This is a genomic window from Bacillus cereus group sp. MYBKT14-1 (assembly GCF_051915185.1).
GTDB lineage: Bacteria > Bacillota > Bacilli > Bacillales > Bacillaceae_G > Bacillus_A > Bacillus_A cereus.
Map to the genome: position 1 here is coordinate 281,343 of NZ_JBQAEF010000003.1, position 19,741 is coordinate 301,083.

The following is a 19,741-nucleotide window of genomic DNA, read 5'->3' on the forward strand; positions in this document are numbered from 1 at the left end:
TATTTTTGTCAAAAATATGTCGGAAATGTGTTGTCACGTTTATATATATGTGCTATATTATTTCCTGTAAGCGATTTCAAATAGTTTTAAAGCGCATTCAAGGGGGACATCTAGAATAATGAAACGTTACGAAAGAAAGTGGAAGCATATTTGTTTGAAACGTGTGGCACATCGTAGTGTCCAAGAAAGCACGGAACCTAAGACTGAAACGCGCAAAGAACAGCAAGAGAAGCAATTGGTTCTACAAAAATAGCAATCACTTTTTCGTATATAAATGAAGGTCGATCGTTCGTTGGGGGATGGACGTGAAATTACTTTCAGCTAAGGGGTATTGTCTGATATATAATTTATACGGCAATAAATAAGCACAGAGCATACGGCGCTCTGTGCTTATTGTTATTATTTATCTTTTTTGAATCGAACTGTCTTATCCCAGCCAATGACTTGTTTCTTGCTCTTTGCACGTAAGTATAAGATTAAGCTACGAATAAATAAGTACGTAAAGAGCTGTGCGTACGTAAAGTACATAATAACGCTAATGAAAATATTAGTCGGTGTAAAGGTTCGTTCAACACTCTGGGCACTAAATAATTGAGAAACATATGTAATATATGCGACATACCACATAAATAGTAGCGGAATGCTATATTGAATTTGGAATATCCCGAGTAGCCCAATTACAAACCAAACGTTTGAAATGATTAGGAATAGCCAAAATACAACATACACTAGAACTTGTTGTAAGGAATGAACAAGCAGCTTTCCTTTAAAGAAACTTAATGATGAGAACATTTTTTCTAAAATGTATAAATTCCCTTGTAGCCAACGTGTACGTTGTTTAATAAGAATTTTTAAATGCTCTGGTTCTTGTTCCCAAGTAACTGATTCTGGGACGATTGGTAAGAGGTAACCTTTTTGTGTAATTCGTAATGTTAATTCAGCATCTTCTGCAATTGCGTAAGGGTCATAGCCACCAAGCTCTTCTAGTGCGGAGCGACGAAGAAGCATATTTGTTCCTGTCAGTGAGCCTGTTTGGAATAGTAACCAGCGTCCAGATTGCATAAGGAGCTGGAAGATTTGGAATTCCAGTGAAATCATTCGCGTCAGCCAGTTTCGCTTTTCGTTTACTGTACGAACATGTCCAACAGCTCCAACAGCATCTTCAGTTGTTTCAGCGTGCTCTACAAGCATTCGCAGTGCGTGTGGTTCAGGCTGGTTATCTGCATCGTAAACACAGAAGTATTCACCATCTGAAATACTAAGCCCATAGTTTAGTACACGTGATTTACCCTTCGGTTCACCGGGTGGAACACGAATATGGCGAATATGAGCATAAGCTTTGTCGAAATCATCGCCGATTTCAGGTGTTTCATCTTGAGAGTTATCATTTAATAAATAAATAGTTAGCTTTCCTGGATATTCAATCTTCGCCATCGCCTCTAAAGTATCTTTAATAACGACGCCTTCATTATGGGCAGGTATGAAAATATCGACGCTCGGATAATGTTCTAGCGTACGATCTTTTCGTTTGCTATTTCGGTGAATTAAGCCCGCAATTGTTAAGAAAGAGTAGTAAACGAGTAAGCCAGAGAATAGAAAGGCCGTAAAAATAAGTACATATTTAATTGAAAATGTGATACTAATCCAAAAAACGAGTACGCAAAACAGAAGGAATAAAAGAAGTATAACGAGAGTCATCATAACAGTGTCTGTCCTTTGTTTCCAATGTGCTCGCGTGAAATTTTTATATCTCGGATTGCTTCAGCAGCAAGCCATTGCTCCATTTTTGGCTTTAGGCGGTTCATTACAATGTCAGCACCAGCTTCATTTGTGTTTTGTAATAAAATAACTAGCGTATTATTATCATATTCAGCAGCAAGGTCAAAATCATTCCTTACCGTTTCAACTAATAAGGAAGCTACACGGTCCATAACACTTTCCTTCGTATATTTACTAAAGGAAGTGAAATCAAAGTAAATGATAACGCCTGTTTCATTACGACGATTCATTGCAGTCGTTAATAACGCTTGGCGTCTCTCGAATTCTTGTCTTGTTAGTAATTTGGATTCTCCAATATATTGTTCCAATGTTCTCACACGCTCAGTTAAAGTTTTATTTTCATGAATCACTTTTTTCAATAGGTGAGTTGTTATATATACAATGAAGAAGTTAGCTGCCATCAGGAAGTGGGTAATCATATATTGCCATTGATCTGATGTACTCCATAAGTGAAGCCATGCTTGATAGAACAAATAAAATACGGAAATAATGGTTCCTAGTATGAAGAAAACAAATGCTGTTTTGTCAGCTAAAAATAAGAATAGTACATTTACGATTACGTATATTATTGTAAAAATGAGAGCATGCTCATATTTCGTCACATGTACAGTAGTAAAATAAAATACAATTTGTAAAATCCACATAGAGAGGATTTTATAGAACTTATCTTTCACAAAACTTTCCTCCTTAAAGCTATTTCATCAATAGATACTTGTAGTATGCGCAATTATTAAGAAATTGACTATGTCGTTACATTCTTTTGAAGGGCAACAACAAGTAGTATCTCTATTTTCATAAGAAAAATAAAAAGACTTAAACATTATTGTATCATAATGTACTTATATTTAGGATAAATTGATTAATAGATACATAAAAGACGCTTGGATTGCATGAAAAAAGTCTCCTCTTGTAGAAAGAGAAGACTCTATATAAGTTTATAGGAACATCATACCTGCAACTGCTGCATTTAAGAAGTTCGCTAATGTACCAGCGATAACTGCTTTAATCCCTAATTGTGCAATTTGTTTACGGCGAGTAGGAGCTAGCGTTCCTGTTACACCTAATTGAATTGCGATAGAAGAGAAGTTTGCGAATCCACAGATTGCGAATGTTAAAATTAGATTTGTTTTGTCAGAGAACTCTGCCATGTGTGGTCCTAAGTTTGCGTATGCAACGAATTCGTTGATTGCAAGTTTTTGACCAATAAAGCTTGCTGCTTGTACAGCTTCACCAGGAGAAACCCCGATTAAGATTGCAAATGGTGATAATAAGTAACCGAAGATTAAATCAAGGCTAAGTTTAATATCGAACAGAGAACCAATCAATCCTAATAATCCATTTAATAAAGCGATTAATGCGATGAAAGCCATTAACATTGCTGCTACGTTAATAACAAGTTGCATACCTTCAGATGCACCGCGTGCAGCTGCGTCGATAACGTTTGCGTCTTCACGTTCTGTAGAAAGTTCAACGTTATTATCTACTTTTTCTGTCTCAGGCATAATCAGTTTCGCAATTAATAAGCTTGATGGAGCTGCCATTATTGCAGCCGCTAATAAGTGCTCTAACGGAATACCCATTGCTGCATAACCGACGAGAACAGATCCAGCAACAGCTGTCATACCGCTTACCATAATAGCGAAGAATTCACTATTTGTTAAACGTGCTAAGTAAGGTTTAATTAAAATTGGAGCTTCAGTTTGTCCTAAAAATACAGTCGTTACTGAGTTTAAGCTTTCTGCTTTAGAAGTTCCAAGAAGTTTACTTAATGCGCCACCAACGACGCTAACAAATTTCTGCATAATACCAAAATGATATAAGATGGCTACTAATGAACTAATAAATACGATTGGAAGTAGTGCTTGAATAAAGAATACAAATCCCCAAGGTCCTTTTGCGTTGACTAAATCCCCAGCAACGAACTTAATTCCCTCGTAAGAAAAATTAATTAATCCTTGAACACCGTCAGCAGCGTGTTTTAAACCTGCTTTACCAGCATCCCATCGTAATACGATAAATGAAAATGACATTTGTAATGCTAGCGCGATTAAAATTGTGCGCCAATTAATAGCTTTGCGGTTGGAAGATAGTAAGAATGCAATTGCTAATACTCCAATCACGCCGCCAATTCCCCATAAAAGATTCATGCAGTGTATGCTCCTTCCTCATAGTAAAAACAGTGTATAAACCAGTTGTCTATACGTTTACGAATATAACATCTTAAGTAACTTATCATAATGGACATCGGAGGTCAAACGTCTAATGAAAAGTTTAAATAAAAAGAAAATTCTTCAAAAAAACACATATGAAATAAATAGACATGAAATAGGTTATGTTTTTTATGGGAATATATACATTATGATAACGTTATGGATTGTTTTTGCAGAATAAAGTGTATGAAATGGAAGAATAGATACATTATTTTTGTAGAGGGAAGCTAGGGGAAAGGGAGTAATATGTTGAACTCATAGCAAAAAGCCTTCTAGTAAACTAGAAGGCTTTGAAACTATTAATTAAGGTGCTTTCGTGTATCCTAAGAAGTGGCTCTTCCAATAAGAGTTACTTAATGAAGCGATTGCTACACCTTTATCTCCAGCTTGGATAAATGATCCGCCCCCAAGGTAGATACCCATGTGAGAAGGACCAGATTTATAAGTGTTTTGGAAATAAATTAAGTCACCAGGTTGTGGACTTGAAGTTTTTGGTAGGCTACTCCAATATCCTGCAACACTTTGGCGGCTAATGTTATGACCAAATTTCTTAAATACGTGGTAGATGTAACCACTGCAGTCAACACCGTTAGCAGAAGTTCCGCCCCAAACGTATGGTACACCTTGCATTGATTTTGCGTATGCAAGTACGGAAGAACTGTCGCCGCTATTATTACCTGTATTATTATTGTTGTTATTGTTTTGATTGTTATTTTGGTTATTGTTAGGCTTATTATCTACTGCGCCTCCAACTGGTGTTTTAGATAGGTAACGTGTTCCGATATAACCAGTTTGACCGTTGTAGTTAATTTTGCTCCATCCAGAGTTTTCAGAGATTACTTGAACCTTCTGACCTTGTGGAAGTGCGCCTATGATTCTATAGTTTGTACCTTCGCCGCTACGTACATTTAGTGCAGAAGCATTAATGTAGTAGTCACCAATTGCACCTTGGTTAGGTTTTTCAGGTTGTTTTGGTTGCTCAGGAGTAGTAGTGCCACCTTTAACGAATTTTACAAATTCGCTACTAACAAAGCCTGTTTTTCCTTGGTAATTTACTTTAAACCAACCGTTTTCAGATCCAACTACGTTTAATGTTGTACCGTTTAAAACGCCACCAATTACACTATGGTAAGCGGCAGGGCCTGTACGAACACGTAAAGATGTAGCGTTAACTACGTAAGAACCGCCAGTTTGAATAGTTCCATTATTGTTTTGCTCTTGTTTGTTGCCTTCTGTAACGTTTTCGTTAGAACCGCCTTTTGTTACGTAGTCTTTGCTTATATAAGCAGTTTGTCCTGCGTAATTGATTTTGAACCAATCTTGAACTTCGCCAACAACTTGTACTACTTGTCCTTTTTTGACAGAACCTACAGTTGTGTGAGAAGTGCTAGGACCTGTACGAACGCGAAGGGAAGATACATTTACTGTATAATTTCCGCTTGCTGGTTTTACTTCTTGGTTGTTATTATTCGTATTGTTGTTTGAAGAACCCGCATTAGAAGAAACGCCAGATACGAATTCGCCACTTACATAACCTACTTGTCCATTATGGTTAATTTTCACCCAACCATTTTCTTGTCCAATTACGTTTAATGTTTGTCCTGCATATACACGTCCAGAAACAGAACTAGAAGTGTTAGGAGCTGTACGTACACGTAATACATCAGCGGTAACTTTATTGTTTCCACCTGTGCTTACATTGTTGTTTGCTGCTCCACTTTTTGATACAAATTCGCCACTAACAAAGCCTGTTTTTCCGTTAATGTTAATTTTGAACCAACCATTTTCTTCGCCAATCACGTTTAGTGATTGACCGTTATAAACACGTGAGATGATGTCGTGAGAAGTGCTTGATCCCGCACGAACATGTAAGACGCTCGCGTTTACCGTATAAGATGAGTTGTTTGACGCAGAAGCTTGGACAGTTGTAGCAGCTTTTTGTGTATTTTGTTCAGGTGCAGCTTGAACACTATCAAGTGTAGGTGCTGCTCCTCCTGCTACAGACACTGCCGCAAGACCGGCAAGATACTTTTTCATAATTTGTCGATTCCTTTCTGTCTGTAATGTAGTGAAGAAATATTTACCAACTGTTAAAAATTCTAAAGAGCATGTCGATTACTGTCAAGGCTTATGTGGGAATCTGAATATGACAAAAAGATTACAAGAAAAAATCAAGGTATAAATTTACACCTTGATTTCCATTTAAATGCATATATTGAATATAAAAGGACAGAAATTATTCGTGTTTAAGAAGATGACATATTGGATTGTAACAAGATTTTATTAAAAGATTTTTGCAGTTTTTTGGTGATAGGTCCAACTTGCCCATCTTGAATCGCGGTTCCATCAAGGTGGGTCATTGGTAAAATTTCAATTGTTGTGCCTGTAAAAAAGCATTCATCTGCTTGATAAACGTCACGAACGCTGAAAAGTTCTTCCTGTACAGGTATGTGAAGAGTATTCGCTAAAGAAAGGACATATTGACGAATAATGCCATTTAAAATAAGGTGATTGGCTGGATGTGTGTAAAGAGTTCCATTTTTAATTAAAAAGAAGTTGGAATGGCTTCCTTCCGTTACAATACCATTCCTTACGAGAAGTGCCTCTTTACAACCTTTCCGTTCAGCTTTCGTAGCAGCTAGTACGTTTGGTAATAAATTTAATGATTTAATGTCACAGCGTAGCCATCGAGTATCGGGTTCTGATATAGCGCGTATACCATATTCAATCCATAAGGCTGGTCTTTCTTTTTTTGTAATATAGGCATAAATTGTCGGAGGGGTGTCATATGAAAATACATGTGTGCGAGCTTGTACACCGCGAGATACTTGCAAATAAATTGTGCCATCTTCGTGGAAATGGTTTCGTTCAATTAATTTGTAAAGTAAAGTGATGAGCTCAGCTTTTGAGAAAGGGAGCGATAATTCTACTTCTTCCATGGATCGATATAATCTCGTTATGTGCGGATCTAATAAGTGAAAGTTCCCTTTATATAGGCGAATAACCTCGTAGACACCATCTCCAAACTGCAAACCTCTCTCTTCAAGTTCTATGTACGTTTGTTGTTTTGTTGTATCAATAACTTCATCATTCCAAAGTACAAATTTTTCGTATGCCAATTTCCGTCCCATCCTTTCGTAAGTACGTAAGTAACGTGAAACTTTCATTCATGCGAGATAAAAATCACTATAGTAATTTTTATGTAAGCAATTCTCTACATATGACCGTATATGTATTTGTAAATCATAGAGAAGTAAGGATGGTTTACCCCGCATTAACGGGCAGTAAAACTCCTACTTAAAAATTCGGGTGGAGCAAAGAAGTGAATTGGGCGAATAACTGCCCGTAGCTGCCCGATTGGTGAGGGCTGATTAAAGTTTCACTTTACAGCATTTTGTATATACAAATTCGAAAATAAGAATGAGAATCCTGCTTTTAAATAAAAAAAAGCAACATTCTTATGGAATGCTGCACAAGGAGGGTAGCTATCTTTCATAGGGACATTGTCTCGTTGAATGTTTTGTGTATGGAAACAAAACATGTTGAAAGACAATTATAAGAAAGTAGAAACAAAAGATTTACACACTTCTTTAAGGGATCTTACGAAAGATGAGAGATAAGAAATATGTAGAACCTCGTTTACATATTTTATTATAGAGATTCTTCATTAACACTATGTGAATATTTGGTAAAGGTTATGTAATTTTAAAGTTAATGAATATAAGTAGTTGTATGGAAGAAAATAAAAAAAGAGGCTGAGATTACTCAGCGCTCTTCTTTTCTTCTTTAATAACTGTTTTTACTTCACCAGTTTTGATCTTATTACTTTCAGAGAAGCGAAGTAAGTCACCTTCAATGATTTTATCAGACATGTTCAATTCATTTTGGGCGCGATCAATTAGTGGTTGAGATTCTTCTTTCGGTAATTGTACAACTTCGCCAGTAGCACGGTCATAGAATGTACTGTTTGTGTACATGTATTTATCTGTAACGAAGCTACCGTCACGAAGAACAACGAATCCTTTATTATCAGGTGAGAATACATCATGACCGAATCGAACGTCATTTGTAGAATCTACACCAAGTAAGTTTAGAATAGTTGGTTTAATGTCAATTTCACCAGTTGGTTTCGAAATTGTTTTACCTTCTTTTTGACCTGGAACGTGAATAAACATCGGTGTTTTTTGTAAGTTCATATGGTCAAATGCAGTGATTTCTTCTTTTCCTAAGAACTGTGCCATTGCACGGTTATGGTTTTCAGAAATACCGTAGTGGTCACCGTAGAATACGATTACTGAGTTGTCGTAAATACCTTCTGCTTTTAGACGCTCAATAAAGTGTTTCATTGCTTCGTCTAAGTAACGAGCAGTTACCATGTAACGGTCAAATACTCCATCACCAGAATTGTATTCGTCGATTAATTTTGTACTGTCATCGTAAGTGAATGGGTAGTGATTCGTTAAAGTAAGGAAGCGAGTATAGAATGGTTGCTTCACTTGTTTTAACATATCAATAGATTGATCGAAGTACTCGATATCTTTTAATCCCCAGTTTAATTTTGTTTCTGGGGTAATCTTGTAGTCAAGTTCGTTGTAGTAACGATCATAACCAAGTGCTGGATACATAATGTTACGGTTCCAGAATGTTGCGTTGTTTGCGTGGAATACCGACGTGTGATACCCTTGCTGACGTAAAATTTCTGGAGTTGCTGTATATTCATTGTTACCGTGTGTGAAGAATACAGCACCGCGGTCTAGTGGATATAACGAAGTATCTACTAGGAATTCAGCATCAGATGTTTTACCTTGACCAGTTTGATGGAAGAAGTTATCAAAGTAATAACTTTCTTTCGTAAATTGGTTTAAGAATGGTGTAACTTCTTGTCCGTTAACTGTTGCACCAATTAAGAATGTTTGTAATGACTCAAGAGAGACAACAATTACGTTTTTCCCTTTTGCAGTACCGAACATATTTGGATCTGGTTTACTTTGTGTTGTTTTTACGTAGTTTTCTGTTTCTTGTAATTTACTACCGTCAGCGAACGCTTTTTGTGAACTTGATTTTGCTTGTAAGCCAAGATCGTATACTTGGTGTACATATAATCCTAAGTTTTTAACAAGCATAACGCGGTCGAATGAACGTGTTAATAGTTCTGGGCGTTCAGCTTCTGCAAGTCCTAAGTTTGCGAAGAAAATAGCAACTGTTGATACGAAGTATAGAGAACGCATCGGGCGTGCTACACGCTCTGTAGGTGCAAAGTTCTTCATTTTCTTTAATAGAACGAAGAAAACGATAATGTCTGCAAATGCAAGGATAATTTTGTAGTTAAATAATTCTTTCACACTAGAACCTAAACTTCCGAAGTTAGATGTTTGTCCTAGCACCGGTAATGTAACGAAGTCATTGTAGAATCCGTAGAACATTACGTTACCAACAAGAACGATTGTTAAGACAAAATTAATTCCAAGTGCTATATAGTTACGTTTTTTCCCTTTTGCAAATAATGCAAGACCAACAAGCAGTAATGATGCTGCTAATGGGCTAAGGAATAAAATGAATTCTTGCATGAAAGATTCAAGTTTTAAGTCAAAGCTTGTGCGTGTAATAAGGTAAGTTTTTAGCCATAAGGCTAAAGCTACGAATACAGTGAAACGCACATTTTGAAATTGTGATTTCAAGGTTTCTTTCATTCATTTCCACCCTTTCTCTATCAGGCTTGGTCGATTTTGGAGCGAAAAATGCTAAAATAAAAAATACATAGTTTTCTTGGCCATAATTAAAGGTTCTATATTCACCCATATACGACTATAACTATGCATACCCTTTTGGTTTCTTTTGTTGCTCATAAGCATAACGTCATTTCTGTATTATACAACAAAATTCATTTCTGAGAAACACTATAACATTTTACATTTTTTGTATAAGATTTGTCACTACCAGAGAAAACTTTAACATTCGTTTATATGTCCGTCAACTAGAAAATATAACAAAGGTAGAGCAGAATGTTAAGTAGAAGTGAAAATTTTCTTTGTTGAGAAATAAGAAACGAAGATGGGTAAGGGTTATCTAGAAATCTATTATATGAAGGAAATTGTGTGAAAATTAACGAACACTTGTTCTTTTTTAGTTTGTTTGTTACAATAAAAGTTCATTGATAGGTTTTGTGTAATTTCCATGAACTTTTACTGATAACATATTGTAGCTTATTTCTTTTTAAAAATAGGGAGGCTTTTTACATGAAACAAAAATTTTCAGTTGAAGCGTTTTGGAAGAAAGTAAAACATGTTGCAAAGCAAGCTGGGCAGTCGGTCATTTATGCAAGTTTATTACTGTTTTACGTTTTGCAAAGACCAGATGTTCCAAAACGAGTGAAAATTATTGTAATTGGAGCACTTGCTTATTTTATTGCACCGATTGATGCGATTCCAGATTTCATTGCTGGAATTGGCTATACGGATGATTTAGGGGCGTTAACGGCCGCACTAATACAGGTGTCGTTATACGTCAATGAAGATGTGAAAGATAAGGCACGAGTGAAGTTGGCAGAATGGTTTGGTTCGGATATAGACACAACATTTATCGATCAGAAATTAGGTCAATAGGTGAAACCTGTCATAAGGTGACAGGACGAACGTAAGCGAGGAAGTGCATTATGCCATCAGGAAGAACGCATACGAAAATAAACTTAATATCCCTTCCGGTTGTTTTGTTTTTGCTCTTTTCGTATGGATTAACAAATTTTGATTTTTTATTAACTTTTGCAATTGGTTTTTTAGTAGGTACTTCATTTTTAACACCAGATTTAGATACGTACAGTAATGCTTATAACAAATGGGGTTTCTTACGTATATTTTGGTATCCTTATAAAAAAGTAATGCCGCATCGATCTTTCTTTACGCATACGATTATACTTGGTGATGTGATTCGTATTGCGTACATGTTAATTGTCTTTTCTCCATTTTTATTACTATTAAATGTAATCGCATTGGATGGTAATTTAATAGAAATTGCGCAGAAACATGAGGTTGAAATTGTAACATTCTTAATGGGAATTGTTGTGGCAAGTACGCTCCACATTATAGCGGATAAAGTGAATACGCGCCGAAAGAAAATGATGAGAAAAAAGAAGAAACGCAGAAGATAAAGTAAACGAATTAGGAAAAGGGCCCTTGCAATTTGCAAGGGTCCTTTTTTAAACAAACATTTGTTTAAAATTAAGCTTTCAGTACTTTAATTCCTTTTACAATGTTCCAGATGAAGTAGTATAAGCTGATGATTCCGCAAATAGCTAAGACAATCATTGATCCAATTCCAAGTGTTACATCTGCTTGGTCAGATCCAAGACCCATAATTCCTAAAATAGTTACGCCAATGAATGTAGCGATACTTGGAATGATGTGTGTCCATAGAGCACGTTTTGCATGTGGTTTTGTTTCAGCGTCTCCTACAATCCAAACGATAATAGGGAATAAGATAGGGGCAAATAGTACACTAAAGTATGATAAAGCTGCTAATATTTTATTTCCGTTCATATATATCACCTCATAAATAATTTCTGTTGTTATACTATTATTATGCAATAATTTTGGCAAACTTCCTATCGATGAACATTACAAGAACATGACGATTTTGTAAGATTTTCTGTTAAATAATAAAATTTTCAAAAAAATCTTTTTTAATAGAAATTGTTATGGTACAGTATAAATGAAAGTTGTTGAAAACGTTTTCTTAAACGTTTTTTTATTTTAGACTTAAAGGTATGATGACCTGATAGTCTATTGATGAGGTTATTGTATTTAAAAGGGGATTCTTTAGGGGGAGAGAACAATGAACACATGGACACAAGTTTATGATCCATTCGGAAACATTTGGATTTCGGCAGCGGTCGCACTTATTCCGATTATCTTTTTTTTCTTAGCTTTAGCAGTTTTCCGCATGAAGGGGTATGTAGCAGGATTTATTACAGTTGTACTTACAATTTTAGTAGCGTTATTCGCTTATAAAATGCCGTTCACGATGGCAATGGCAGCGACCGGATATGGTTTCTTATACGGATTATGGCCAATTGCTTGGATTATCATTATGTCGGTATTTTTATATAAAATTTCTGTGAAAACAGGTCAATTCGATGTGATTCGTGCATCGGTATTATCGATTACGAACGATCATCGTCTACTCGTTATTTTAATTGGATTCTCATTTGGAGCATTTTTAGAAGGAGCGGCAGGATTTGGGGCACCAGTAGCGATTACAGCAGCACTTCTTGCGGGGCTTGGCTTAAATCCTTTATACGCAGCAGGTCTTTGTTTGATTGCAAATACTGCACCAGTGGCGTTCGGAGCGATGGGAATTCCGATTACAGTTGCTGGACAAGTAACAGGTATTGATCCACATAAAATTGGACAAATGGCTGGGCATCAATTACCGTTCCTATCATTATTTGTGCCATTCTTTATCGTATTTTTAATGGATGGATTTAAGGGGATACGACAAACGTGGCCTGCGTTATTTGTAGCGGGTAGTTCATTTGCGATTACGCAGTTCATTACAGCGACATTTTTAGGACCAGAACTTCCGGATATTACATCGGCACTTGTAAGTTTAATTAGTTTAGCGCTGTTCTTAAAAGTTTGGCAGCCGAAAGAAACTTATCAATCTGGGCAAGCAAATAGTGAAGTAGCAGCAACAACGACAGCGGCATCGATGCCGAAATTAACGTTTGGAAAAGTAGTGAAGGCATGGTCCCCATTTATCGTATTAACGGTTATGGTAGTCATTTGGAGCCAAAGTTTCTTTAAGGCATTATTCACTCCAGGAGGGGCTTTAGAAAGTCTTGTATTTAAGTTTGAAATTCCAGGTCTGCATAATCTAGTAATGAAAGCAGAGCCAATTGTAAATAAACCAACGCCTTACGAAGCGATTCTGAAGTTTGATGTATTATCGGCAACCGGAACAGCGATTTTAATTGCGTGTATCATTTCCATGTTTATTTTGAAAATGAATGTAAAAGATGCAGTAGTGACATTTAAAGAAACGTTAAGCGAATTAAAAATGCCAATTCTATCTATCGGATTCGTACTAGGGTTTGCATTTATCGCAAACTATTCTGGTCTATCTTCTACGTTAGCGTTAGCATTAGCCGGAACTGGCGGACTATTCCCGTTCTTCTCACCATTCTTAGGCTGGATTGGCGTATTCCTAACAGGGTCTGATACGTCTGCGAATGCACTGTTCTCAAATTTACAAGCCATTACAGCGCAGCAAGTCGGCGTATCTGAAGTGCTTCTCGTTGCAGCAAATACAACAGGCGGTGTAACAGGTAAAATGATTTCCCCACAGTCGATTGCGATCGCTTGTGCAGCGGTTGGTCTTGCTGGAAAAGAATCGGATTTGTTCCGTTTTACAGTGAAGCATAGCTTATTCTTCGTAATTATTGTTGGTATTATGACGTATGTTCAAGCATATTATTTAACGTGGATGATTCCATAAAGAGAAAAAGAAATAACCTTTGCATTTTTCAGATTATCGTGTATGATGGGAAAGTATTGAAAATTAAATCAGTGATAAACTAGGGGTGCCTAACGTATGCGTAGGCTGAGAGAGAAGCGCGTGAACTTCTTAACCCTTTGGACCTGATCTGGCTCGTACCAGCGTAGGGAAGTTAACGGCTTTACATAATGATGTCTTTATGAGCCAGGTCCTTATTTTTTTATGGACCTGGCTCTTTTTATTTTGGCATGCGCTGGCCATATCTCGTCCTTGTCACGAACAGGGGGGCAATAAAATTTATGAAACAATCTGTTTCAGCTGAGCAAATTGAATTGAAATCGAGTTTACCAGGGAGTAAGAAAGTATATGTGGATGGACCACGAGAAGGCATGAAAGTACCGATGCGTGAGATTGAACAAAGCGAAACGAATGGCGTTCCAAATCCGCCAATTCGTGTGTATGATACGAGCGGCCCTTATACGGATCCTGAGTATAAAGTGGAGTTAGAAAAGGGGATTCCAACGCCGCGCCACTCTTGGATTATGGGGCGTGGTGATGTAGAAGCATACGAAGGGCGTGAAGTGAAACCAGAGGATGACGGTGTGAAAGTGGCTTCGAAACATACACCTGTTTTCCCGCAGATGGATCGCAAGCCACTTAGAGCAAAGCAAGGTGCAAACGTTACGCAAATGCACTATGCACGTAATGGCATTATTACTTCTGAGATGGAATATGTTGCGATTCGTGAAGGGGTAGAGCCGGAGTTTGTTCGTAAGGAAATCGCAGAAGGCCGCGCTATTTTACCAGCGAATATTAATCATCCAGAAGCTGAACCGATGATCATCGGGCGTAACTTCCATGTGAAGGTAAACGCGAATATCGGAAACTCAGCTGTATCTTCTTCGATTGCAGAAGAAGTAGAGAAGATGACGTGGGCTACTCGCTGGGGTGCAGATACGATTATGGATTTATCTACAGGTAAAAATATTCATACGACGCGTGAGTGGATTATTCGTAACGCGCCTGTACCAGTTGGAACTGTACCGATCTATCAAGCGCTGGAAAAGGTAAATGGAATTGCAGAAGATTTAACGTGGGAAGTGTATCGTGATACGTTAATTGAGCAGGCGGAGCAAGGCGTTGATTACTTTACGATTCACGCTGGTGTATTGCTTCGATACATTCCAATCACGGCAAAGCGTACGACAGGTATCGTTTCGCGCGGTGGTTCGATTATGGCGCAGTGGTGTCTATTCCATCATAAAGAAAATTTCCTATATACTCACTTTGAAGAGATTTGTGAAATTATGAAGCAGTACGATGTTTCGTTCTCTCTTGGAGATGGATTACGTCCAGGTTCGATTGCAGATGCAAATGACGAAGCACAGTTTTCTGAGCTTGAAACACTTGGTGAATTAACGAAGATTGCTTGGAAACATGATGTGCAAGTTATGATTGAAGGGCCTGGGCATGTACCGATGCATTTAATTAAAGAAAATATGGAGAAAGAGCTTGATATTTGTCAGGGCGCGCCGTTTTACACACTTGGGCCGCTAACGACAGATATTGCACCAGGTTATGACCATATTACATCGGCGATTGGAGCTGCTATGATTGGCTGGTTTGGAACAGCGATGCTTTGTTATGTAACGCCGAAAGAACATTTAGGTTTGCCAAACAAAGATGATGTACGCACGGGTGTTATTACGTATAAAATTGCAGCGCATGCGGCTGATCTTGCGAAAGGACATAAAACGGCTCATCAGCGTGATGATGCACTTTCAAAAGCACGCTTCGAATTCCGTTGGCGCGATCAATTTAATTTATCTTTAGATCCTGAACGTGCGATGGAATATCATGATGAAACGTTGCCTGCAGAAGGGGCAAAGACAGCTCACTTCTGTTCAATGTGTGGACCGAAGTTTTGTAGTATGAGAATTTCGCATGATATTCGTGAGTATGCAAAAGAAAATGATTTAGAAACGACAGAAGCAATTGAAAAAGGAATGAAAGAGAAAGCAGAAGAATTTAAAGAAGCTGGTAGTCATTTATATCAATAATATGTTACACCTCTTTACTTGATTGATCACACTGTAGTACCTAACTTTATTATAGAAGAAGCCCCATTTGCTAAGACGGCAGCAAATGGGGCTTCTGTTGTTTATAAGGCAAAGAAGAGATGTACCCAGTAGAATAAGAGGAATAGTGTGACGACTGTTGTGAGCGGGATAACGATAAGGGATACACTTAAATAGTCTTTCCATTTTACTTTAATTTTGTTTTGTTTCAGAATATACATCCAAATGAGTGAGGCTAGTGTACCAATTGGTAGTAATAGTGAACCGATGTCACTACCAATGATGTTTGCAAGATAGATTGTTTTTAATGTGACTGGATCTAGTCCCATTTCTGTTAATGTGATTGTACCAATCATAAGGGCAGGATGGTTATTGAAGACGTTAGAGAGGATGGATACAAGTCCGCCCATTGCAAAGCTAGCATAGAGTAGATGCTGATTCACAATTGGCTCGAGCCATTGTACAAGTGCAGCTGTTAATCCTGCGTTGTGGAGTCCGTAAATAATGACGTACATAGAGAAGGCGAAAATTAAAATGTGCCACGGTGTCTTTTTCAAAATGTCGACAGGATTTGTTCGTAAGTAGTACCATCTCCAAATGAGAAGAACGAGTGAACCAAGTACTGCAACGATTTCAATTGGGATGGATAAGAAGGATGCAACGAATAGAAGACAGCGCATCAGGAAGACGAAACCTAATACTTTTAACATGAATCTTGTCCGTTTTTGTTTCGTATCAACAGAATTATTTCCTTTTAGTGGATGGAAGTTTTTCGTGAAGAAAATTTCTTCAATATCATATGAAGAAACAGGTAATTTTTTCGGAAGTTTTTTCTTCAAAACTGTATACATGAGCCATGACATAAATAATAAGCCTAATGTTGCAGGTACAAACATCATAGCAGTATGCATATAAAGAGTCATATTAACGATATTTAATGCAATTAAGTTTACGATATTACTTACACCAATTGGTGCACTAGATGCGGTAGCGATTAAAGCTCCGCTTAATAAATAAGGAATTTGTTGATGTGGTTTTAATTGAAGGTTTTTTAGAAGAAGAATTAAAATGGGAGTTGTAATTAAAATACTACCGTCGTTATTAAATAAAAGAGTCATAAGAAAACACAATAATTGAATATACCAGTATAGACGGCGTCCAGAACCTTTCGCTAGATTTGCCAGTTTCGCTGCCGACCAATGGAAGAAGCCGAAGCTTTCTAATATAACTGCCATAACAATAGTGGCTAATATTGTTATGGAGGCTCCTCCTATTTTACTAACAATATCTATGACGTCTGGTTTTGACACAAGTCCAGTAATTAGGATAATGCCAGCACCGATTGCTGCTGGCCATGCCTCATTTAAGCCGTGGGGTCGCCAAAAGATAACGATCATCGTTAAGAAAAATACAATAATAGTAATCCATATTTCAATGCTCATATTTTGCCTACCTTTCTATTTTCCCTTGAACAGATGTAGCTTGTCTCAAGTTTATATTGGTAGTATATTCAGCAAAAATAAGAAGAACTAGACGTATAACGAGATGAAGCGAATATGTGTTTTTCATGCTAAAGGACAAGTGTCACGAATAGTGAAATAACTATTATGAGAGGAGTCTATAAATTATTGGGGCAGTAAGATAGTAAATGAAATTTATATGGGCGATTATGGAGATATATCAGCGCAACTTAAAATATATCAGCGATTTTTAAAATATATCGACTTATCGACAAAACATGAAAAAAGGAGCCCATGCCAAAATGCCTTTTGGAATAGACCCCAATGCTATATTATTTTTCCTTCAAAAAAGTACGATCCTTCAAGAATAAATTCCAGAAGAAAATAAATCCTGGTAATAAAATTGCAATCCCAATTGCGTATAGAATGAGCAGTGCATAGAACGTTTCTTTCGTTGTAAAGCTTGTAAATACAGTTACGTCAGGATAAATAATATAAGGTAAATGCGCGACGCCGTAAGCGTAGCTTGCAAATGCATATTGAGCGACGACAGCTAAAACGGCAATGCGAGGGTATCCTAGTGTATTGTATTTTTTGTTTGTCCACCAAAGGGATGAGTATCCGATAACGAATAAAACAATAGAAACTGTAAACCACGGGAATTGCTTTATTAATCCTTGCATAAGCCAATGTGTTTCTGGATCCATTACAACGAGAGCGATGATCGCTGTAACGAGTGTTGCAGGACCAAGGATGATGGCATTTCTTCTATAAATTCTATACGTATCTTCTGAACTTTGTTCTCTCGCAAAATCAGCGAGAAAGAGAGAGGAGAGAAACAGTTCAGACGTTAGTCCGAAGAGCATATAACAATAGATAACCGGGCTAGAAAGAAGTTTTCCATACAAGAGTACTTCTTTTCCTTCAGACATTGTAATATAGGCCCCCTCTGTAACGGGTAAAACGGTAATTAATAGTGCTGGAATTAAGAGACCAGTAATGCCTGAAATAACCCGAAGAAGGTACTGATATTTTGGTAAGGAGTAAGCAAATACCATAAACGTACTACGTACTGCAACGAGCACTAAAATTAACATAACTGGTACGAACATTACTGTCGCAAGAGTAAAGGCCGCTTTCGGAAAGAAGCCGAGAAATGCGACAACGACGAAAACAAGAAACGTATTTGTTACTTCCCAAGTGGGTGATAAGTACCGATTCGCAAGTTTGGCAGCGAGAGTTGGATGTTTGGCGTATACCATGCCCCAAAAACCAGCTCCAAAATCGATGGACCCTAATATACTGTATACGAAAATAAGGGCCCATAAGATGATGATTGCAATACTTTCCTCATGCATGAGAATCGCCTCCTTGGTGTTGTAAATCATTCTTTAATGGATGTCTTCTAAAGAATGTCCGTAGAACAATGACTGTTAAAATAGCGAGTCCAATATATAAAATGATGAACAAAACAAATAAAGGACCGACGAAATCGGCGCGTGTAGATGCATCGACGGTACGTTGCATACCATAAATTGTCCATGGTTGACGACCGCTACAACTGAAAATCCATCCGAATTCAATACCGAGCATCATAATTGGTCCGCATGCGGCAGCCCCCCAAAGTAGCCACTTCGGTAGTTCTGTTCCCTTTTTTCGGTAAACGAAGTACCAATATAAGAGTGCAATTGCTGCAACTGCAAAGGTAAACGCAGCAGTGCCTACCATTAAGTTGAATAGTGTATGTGTATAAAATGGTGGCCATGTTTCTTGTGGGAATTCATTTAGACCTTTTACGACAGTGCTAGGGTCTAGCCCCACTAGTAGGCTAAGCATGTTAGGAATTTCAAGTGCATAGTTTAGCTCAAGTGTATTAGGATCCACAACGCCGCCAATGGATAGCGGTGCGTGTGATGTCGTTTCAAATAAAGCTTCAGCAGATGCAAGTTTTTCAGGTGAGTGTTTATGTAAGGCAATCGCTGATTCATGTCCTGAAAGCCACATCGTAGCGCCTGTAATAAATGTAACGACAAGCCCTAATAGTAGCCCTTTTTTATGATAAGCAATTTCACGTGTACTTAAATTTTTCTTCAATAATTTAAATCCAGCGATAGAAGCAATGACAGCCGCACCAGTTGCATAAGCTGTAATAACGACATGGAATGCACTTGTGCCAAAGCTTGGATTGAAGAAAGCTTTCCACGGATCAACGTTAAAAACAGATCCATCTGGATTCATTGAAAATCCTGCTGGTGTATTCATCCATGTATTTGCTGATGTAATAAGTACGGCGGATGCAGTGGCACCAAGCATGACGAAAAATAGCGAGATTAATCTCATAAATGGAGGAAGTTTATCGGCTGCATATACGTAAATCGACATGAATAAAGCCTCCAAAAAGAAGGCGAAAATCTCAATTTGGAAGGGAACAGAGATAACTTGCCCAACAATTTTGGCGAAACCAGGCCAAAGAAGTGAGATTTGCACACCAACAATTGTTCCAGTTGGAATTGCTACACCAAGAAGAATAGCAAACGCCTTTGTCCATCTTTTCGCCATAATGGCATAGTCGGAGTCTTTCTTCCAGTGATAGAGTATTTCGCTTATAAAAATCATCAATGAAAGACCGACACCAAGTGTTGCAAAGATAATGTGGAATGCTAATGAAGAACCAAAAAATGCTCTTGCTAATGTTACCGTATCCATATGTAAACTCCTCTTCTTT

The 19,741-nt window shown here is 37.5% G+C and carries 14 protein-coding genes and 1 riboswitch; of the genes, 4 read left to right on the top strand and 10 right to left on the bottom strand.

Going from position 1 to position 19,741, the window contains the following annotated elements:
- Positions 1-399 precede the first annotated feature (399 nt).
- The 6 genes from ACTFO4_RS11350 to ACTFO4_RS11375 all read right to left on the bottom strand — a co-directional run bounded on the left by ACTFO4_RS11350 (position 400) and on the right by ACTFO4_RS11375 (position 9,679).
- Positions 400-1,701 (bottom strand): glycosyltransferase family 2 protein, encoded by a 1,302-nt coding sequence (locus ACTFO4_RS11350; protein WP_000988751.1) that lies wholly within the window; start codon positions 1,699-1,701, stop codon positions 400-402.
- Positions 1,698-2,453: a diguanylate cyclase domain-containing protein gene (locus ACTFO4_RS11355; protein WP_000653222.1), complete on the bottom strand. Its 756-nt coding sequence runs from the start codon at positions 2,451-2,453 to the stop codon at positions 1,698-1,700. The genes ACTFO4_RS11350 and ACTFO4_RS11355 overlap by 4 nt, the downstream gene beginning before the upstream one ends.
- Before the next feature lie 261 nt (positions 2,454-2,714).
- Complete coding sequence (locus ACTFO4_RS11360; protein WP_001051015.1) at positions 2,715-3,926, bottom strand: NupC/NupG family nucleoside CNT transporter; 1,212 nt, start codon at positions 3,924-3,926, stop codon at positions 2,715-2,717.
- 366 nt (positions 3,927-4,292) lie between these two features.
- Positions 4,293-6,026, bottom strand: a complete 1,734-nt coding sequence (locus tag ACTFO4_RS11365; protein WP_000760266.1) for a C40 family peptidase — start codon at positions 6,024-6,026, stop codon at positions 4,293-4,295.
- Between the two features lie 209 nt (positions 6,027-6,235).
- The gene (locus ACTFO4_RS11370; protein ID WP_078420886.1) at positions 6,236-7,120 is read right to left on the bottom strand and encodes a D-amino-acid transaminase; all 885 of its coding nucleotides are present in this window, start codon (positions 7,118-7,120) and stop codon (positions 6,236-6,238) included.
- 630 nt (positions 7,121-7,750) lie between these two features.
- Positions 7,751-9,679: an LTA synthase family protein gene (locus ACTFO4_RS11375; protein ID WP_000665358.1), complete on the bottom strand. Its 1,929-nt coding sequence runs from the start codon at positions 9,677-9,679 to the stop codon at positions 7,751-7,753.
- Between the two features lie 546 nt (positions 9,680-10,225).
- On the opposite strand from ACTFO4_RS11375, the gene ACTFO4_RS11380 reads away from it, so the two are divergent.
- On the top strand, positions 10,226-10,591 hold the full coding sequence (locus ACTFO4_RS11380; RefSeq protein WP_000810369.1) for a YkvA family protein: 366 nt from the start codon (positions 10,226-10,228) through the stop codon (positions 10,589-10,591).
- A 50-nt stretch (positions 10,592-10,641) separates the two neighbouring features.
- Positions 10,642-11,133 (top strand): metal-binding protein, encoded by a 492-nt coding sequence (locus tag ACTFO4_RS11385; protein ID WP_001139061.1) that lies wholly within the window; start codon positions 10,642-10,644, stop codon positions 11,131-11,133.
- A 70-nt stretch (positions 11,134-11,203) separates the two neighbouring features.
- Here the strand turns inward: ACTFO4_RS11385 and ACTFO4_RS11390 are convergent, their stop codons facing one another.
- Positions 11,204-11,521, bottom strand: a complete 318-nt coding sequence (locus tag ACTFO4_RS11390) for a DUF4870 domain-containing protein (protein ID WP_001014098.1) — start codon at positions 11,519-11,521, stop codon at positions 11,204-11,206.
- A gap of 295 nt (positions 11,522-11,816) precedes the next feature.
- On the opposite strand from ACTFO4_RS11390, the gene lldP reads away from it, so the two are divergent.
- Both lldP and thiC read left to right on the top strand, forming a co-directional pair.
- The gene (gene lldP, locus ACTFO4_RS11395) at positions 11,817-13,478 is read left to right on the top strand and encodes an L-lactate permease (protein WP_135277910.1); all 1,662 of its coding nucleotides are present in this window, start codon (positions 11,817-11,819) and stop codon (positions 13,476-13,478) included.
- Positions 13,479-13,549: 71 nt separating this feature from the next.
- A riboswitch (TPP riboswitch) is annotated at positions 13,550-13,665 on the top strand.
- Between the two features lie 112 nt (positions 13,666-13,777).
- Positions 13,778-15,538 (top strand): phosphomethylpyrimidine synthase ThiC, encoded by a 1,761-nt coding sequence (gene thiC, locus ACTFO4_RS11400; protein ID WP_000814484.1) that lies wholly within the window; start codon positions 13,778-13,780, stop codon positions 15,536-15,538.
- 101 nt (positions 15,539-15,639) lie between these two features.
- Here the strand turns inward: thiC and ACTFO4_RS11405 are convergent, their stop codons facing one another.
- From ACTFO4_RS11405 to cydA, 3 genes are all read right to left on the bottom strand, one after another.
- Positions 15,640-16,998: an arsenic transporter gene (locus tag ACTFO4_RS11405; protein ID WP_061457889.1), complete on the bottom strand. Its 1,359-nt coding sequence runs from the start codon at positions 16,996-16,998 to the stop codon at positions 15,640-15,642.
- Between the two features lie 350 nt (positions 16,999-17,348).
- Positions 17,349-18,374, bottom strand: coding sequence for a cytochrome d ubiquinol oxidase subunit II (locus ACTFO4_RS11410; RefSeq protein WP_000544186.1), 1,026 nt, complete (start codon positions 18,372-18,374; stop codon positions 17,349-17,351).
- Positions 18,367-19,722 carry a cytochrome ubiquinol oxidase subunit I gene (gene cydA / locus ACTFO4_RS11415; RefSeq protein ID WP_000381985.1) on the bottom strand — a complete coding sequence of 452 codons (1,356 nt, stop codon included), beginning with the start codon at positions 19,720-19,722 and terminating at the stop codon, positions 18,367-18,369. Before cydA ends, ACTFO4_RS11410 begins: the two co-directional genes overlap by 8 nt.
- Between the last annotated feature and the right edge of the window lie 19 nt (positions 19,723-19,741).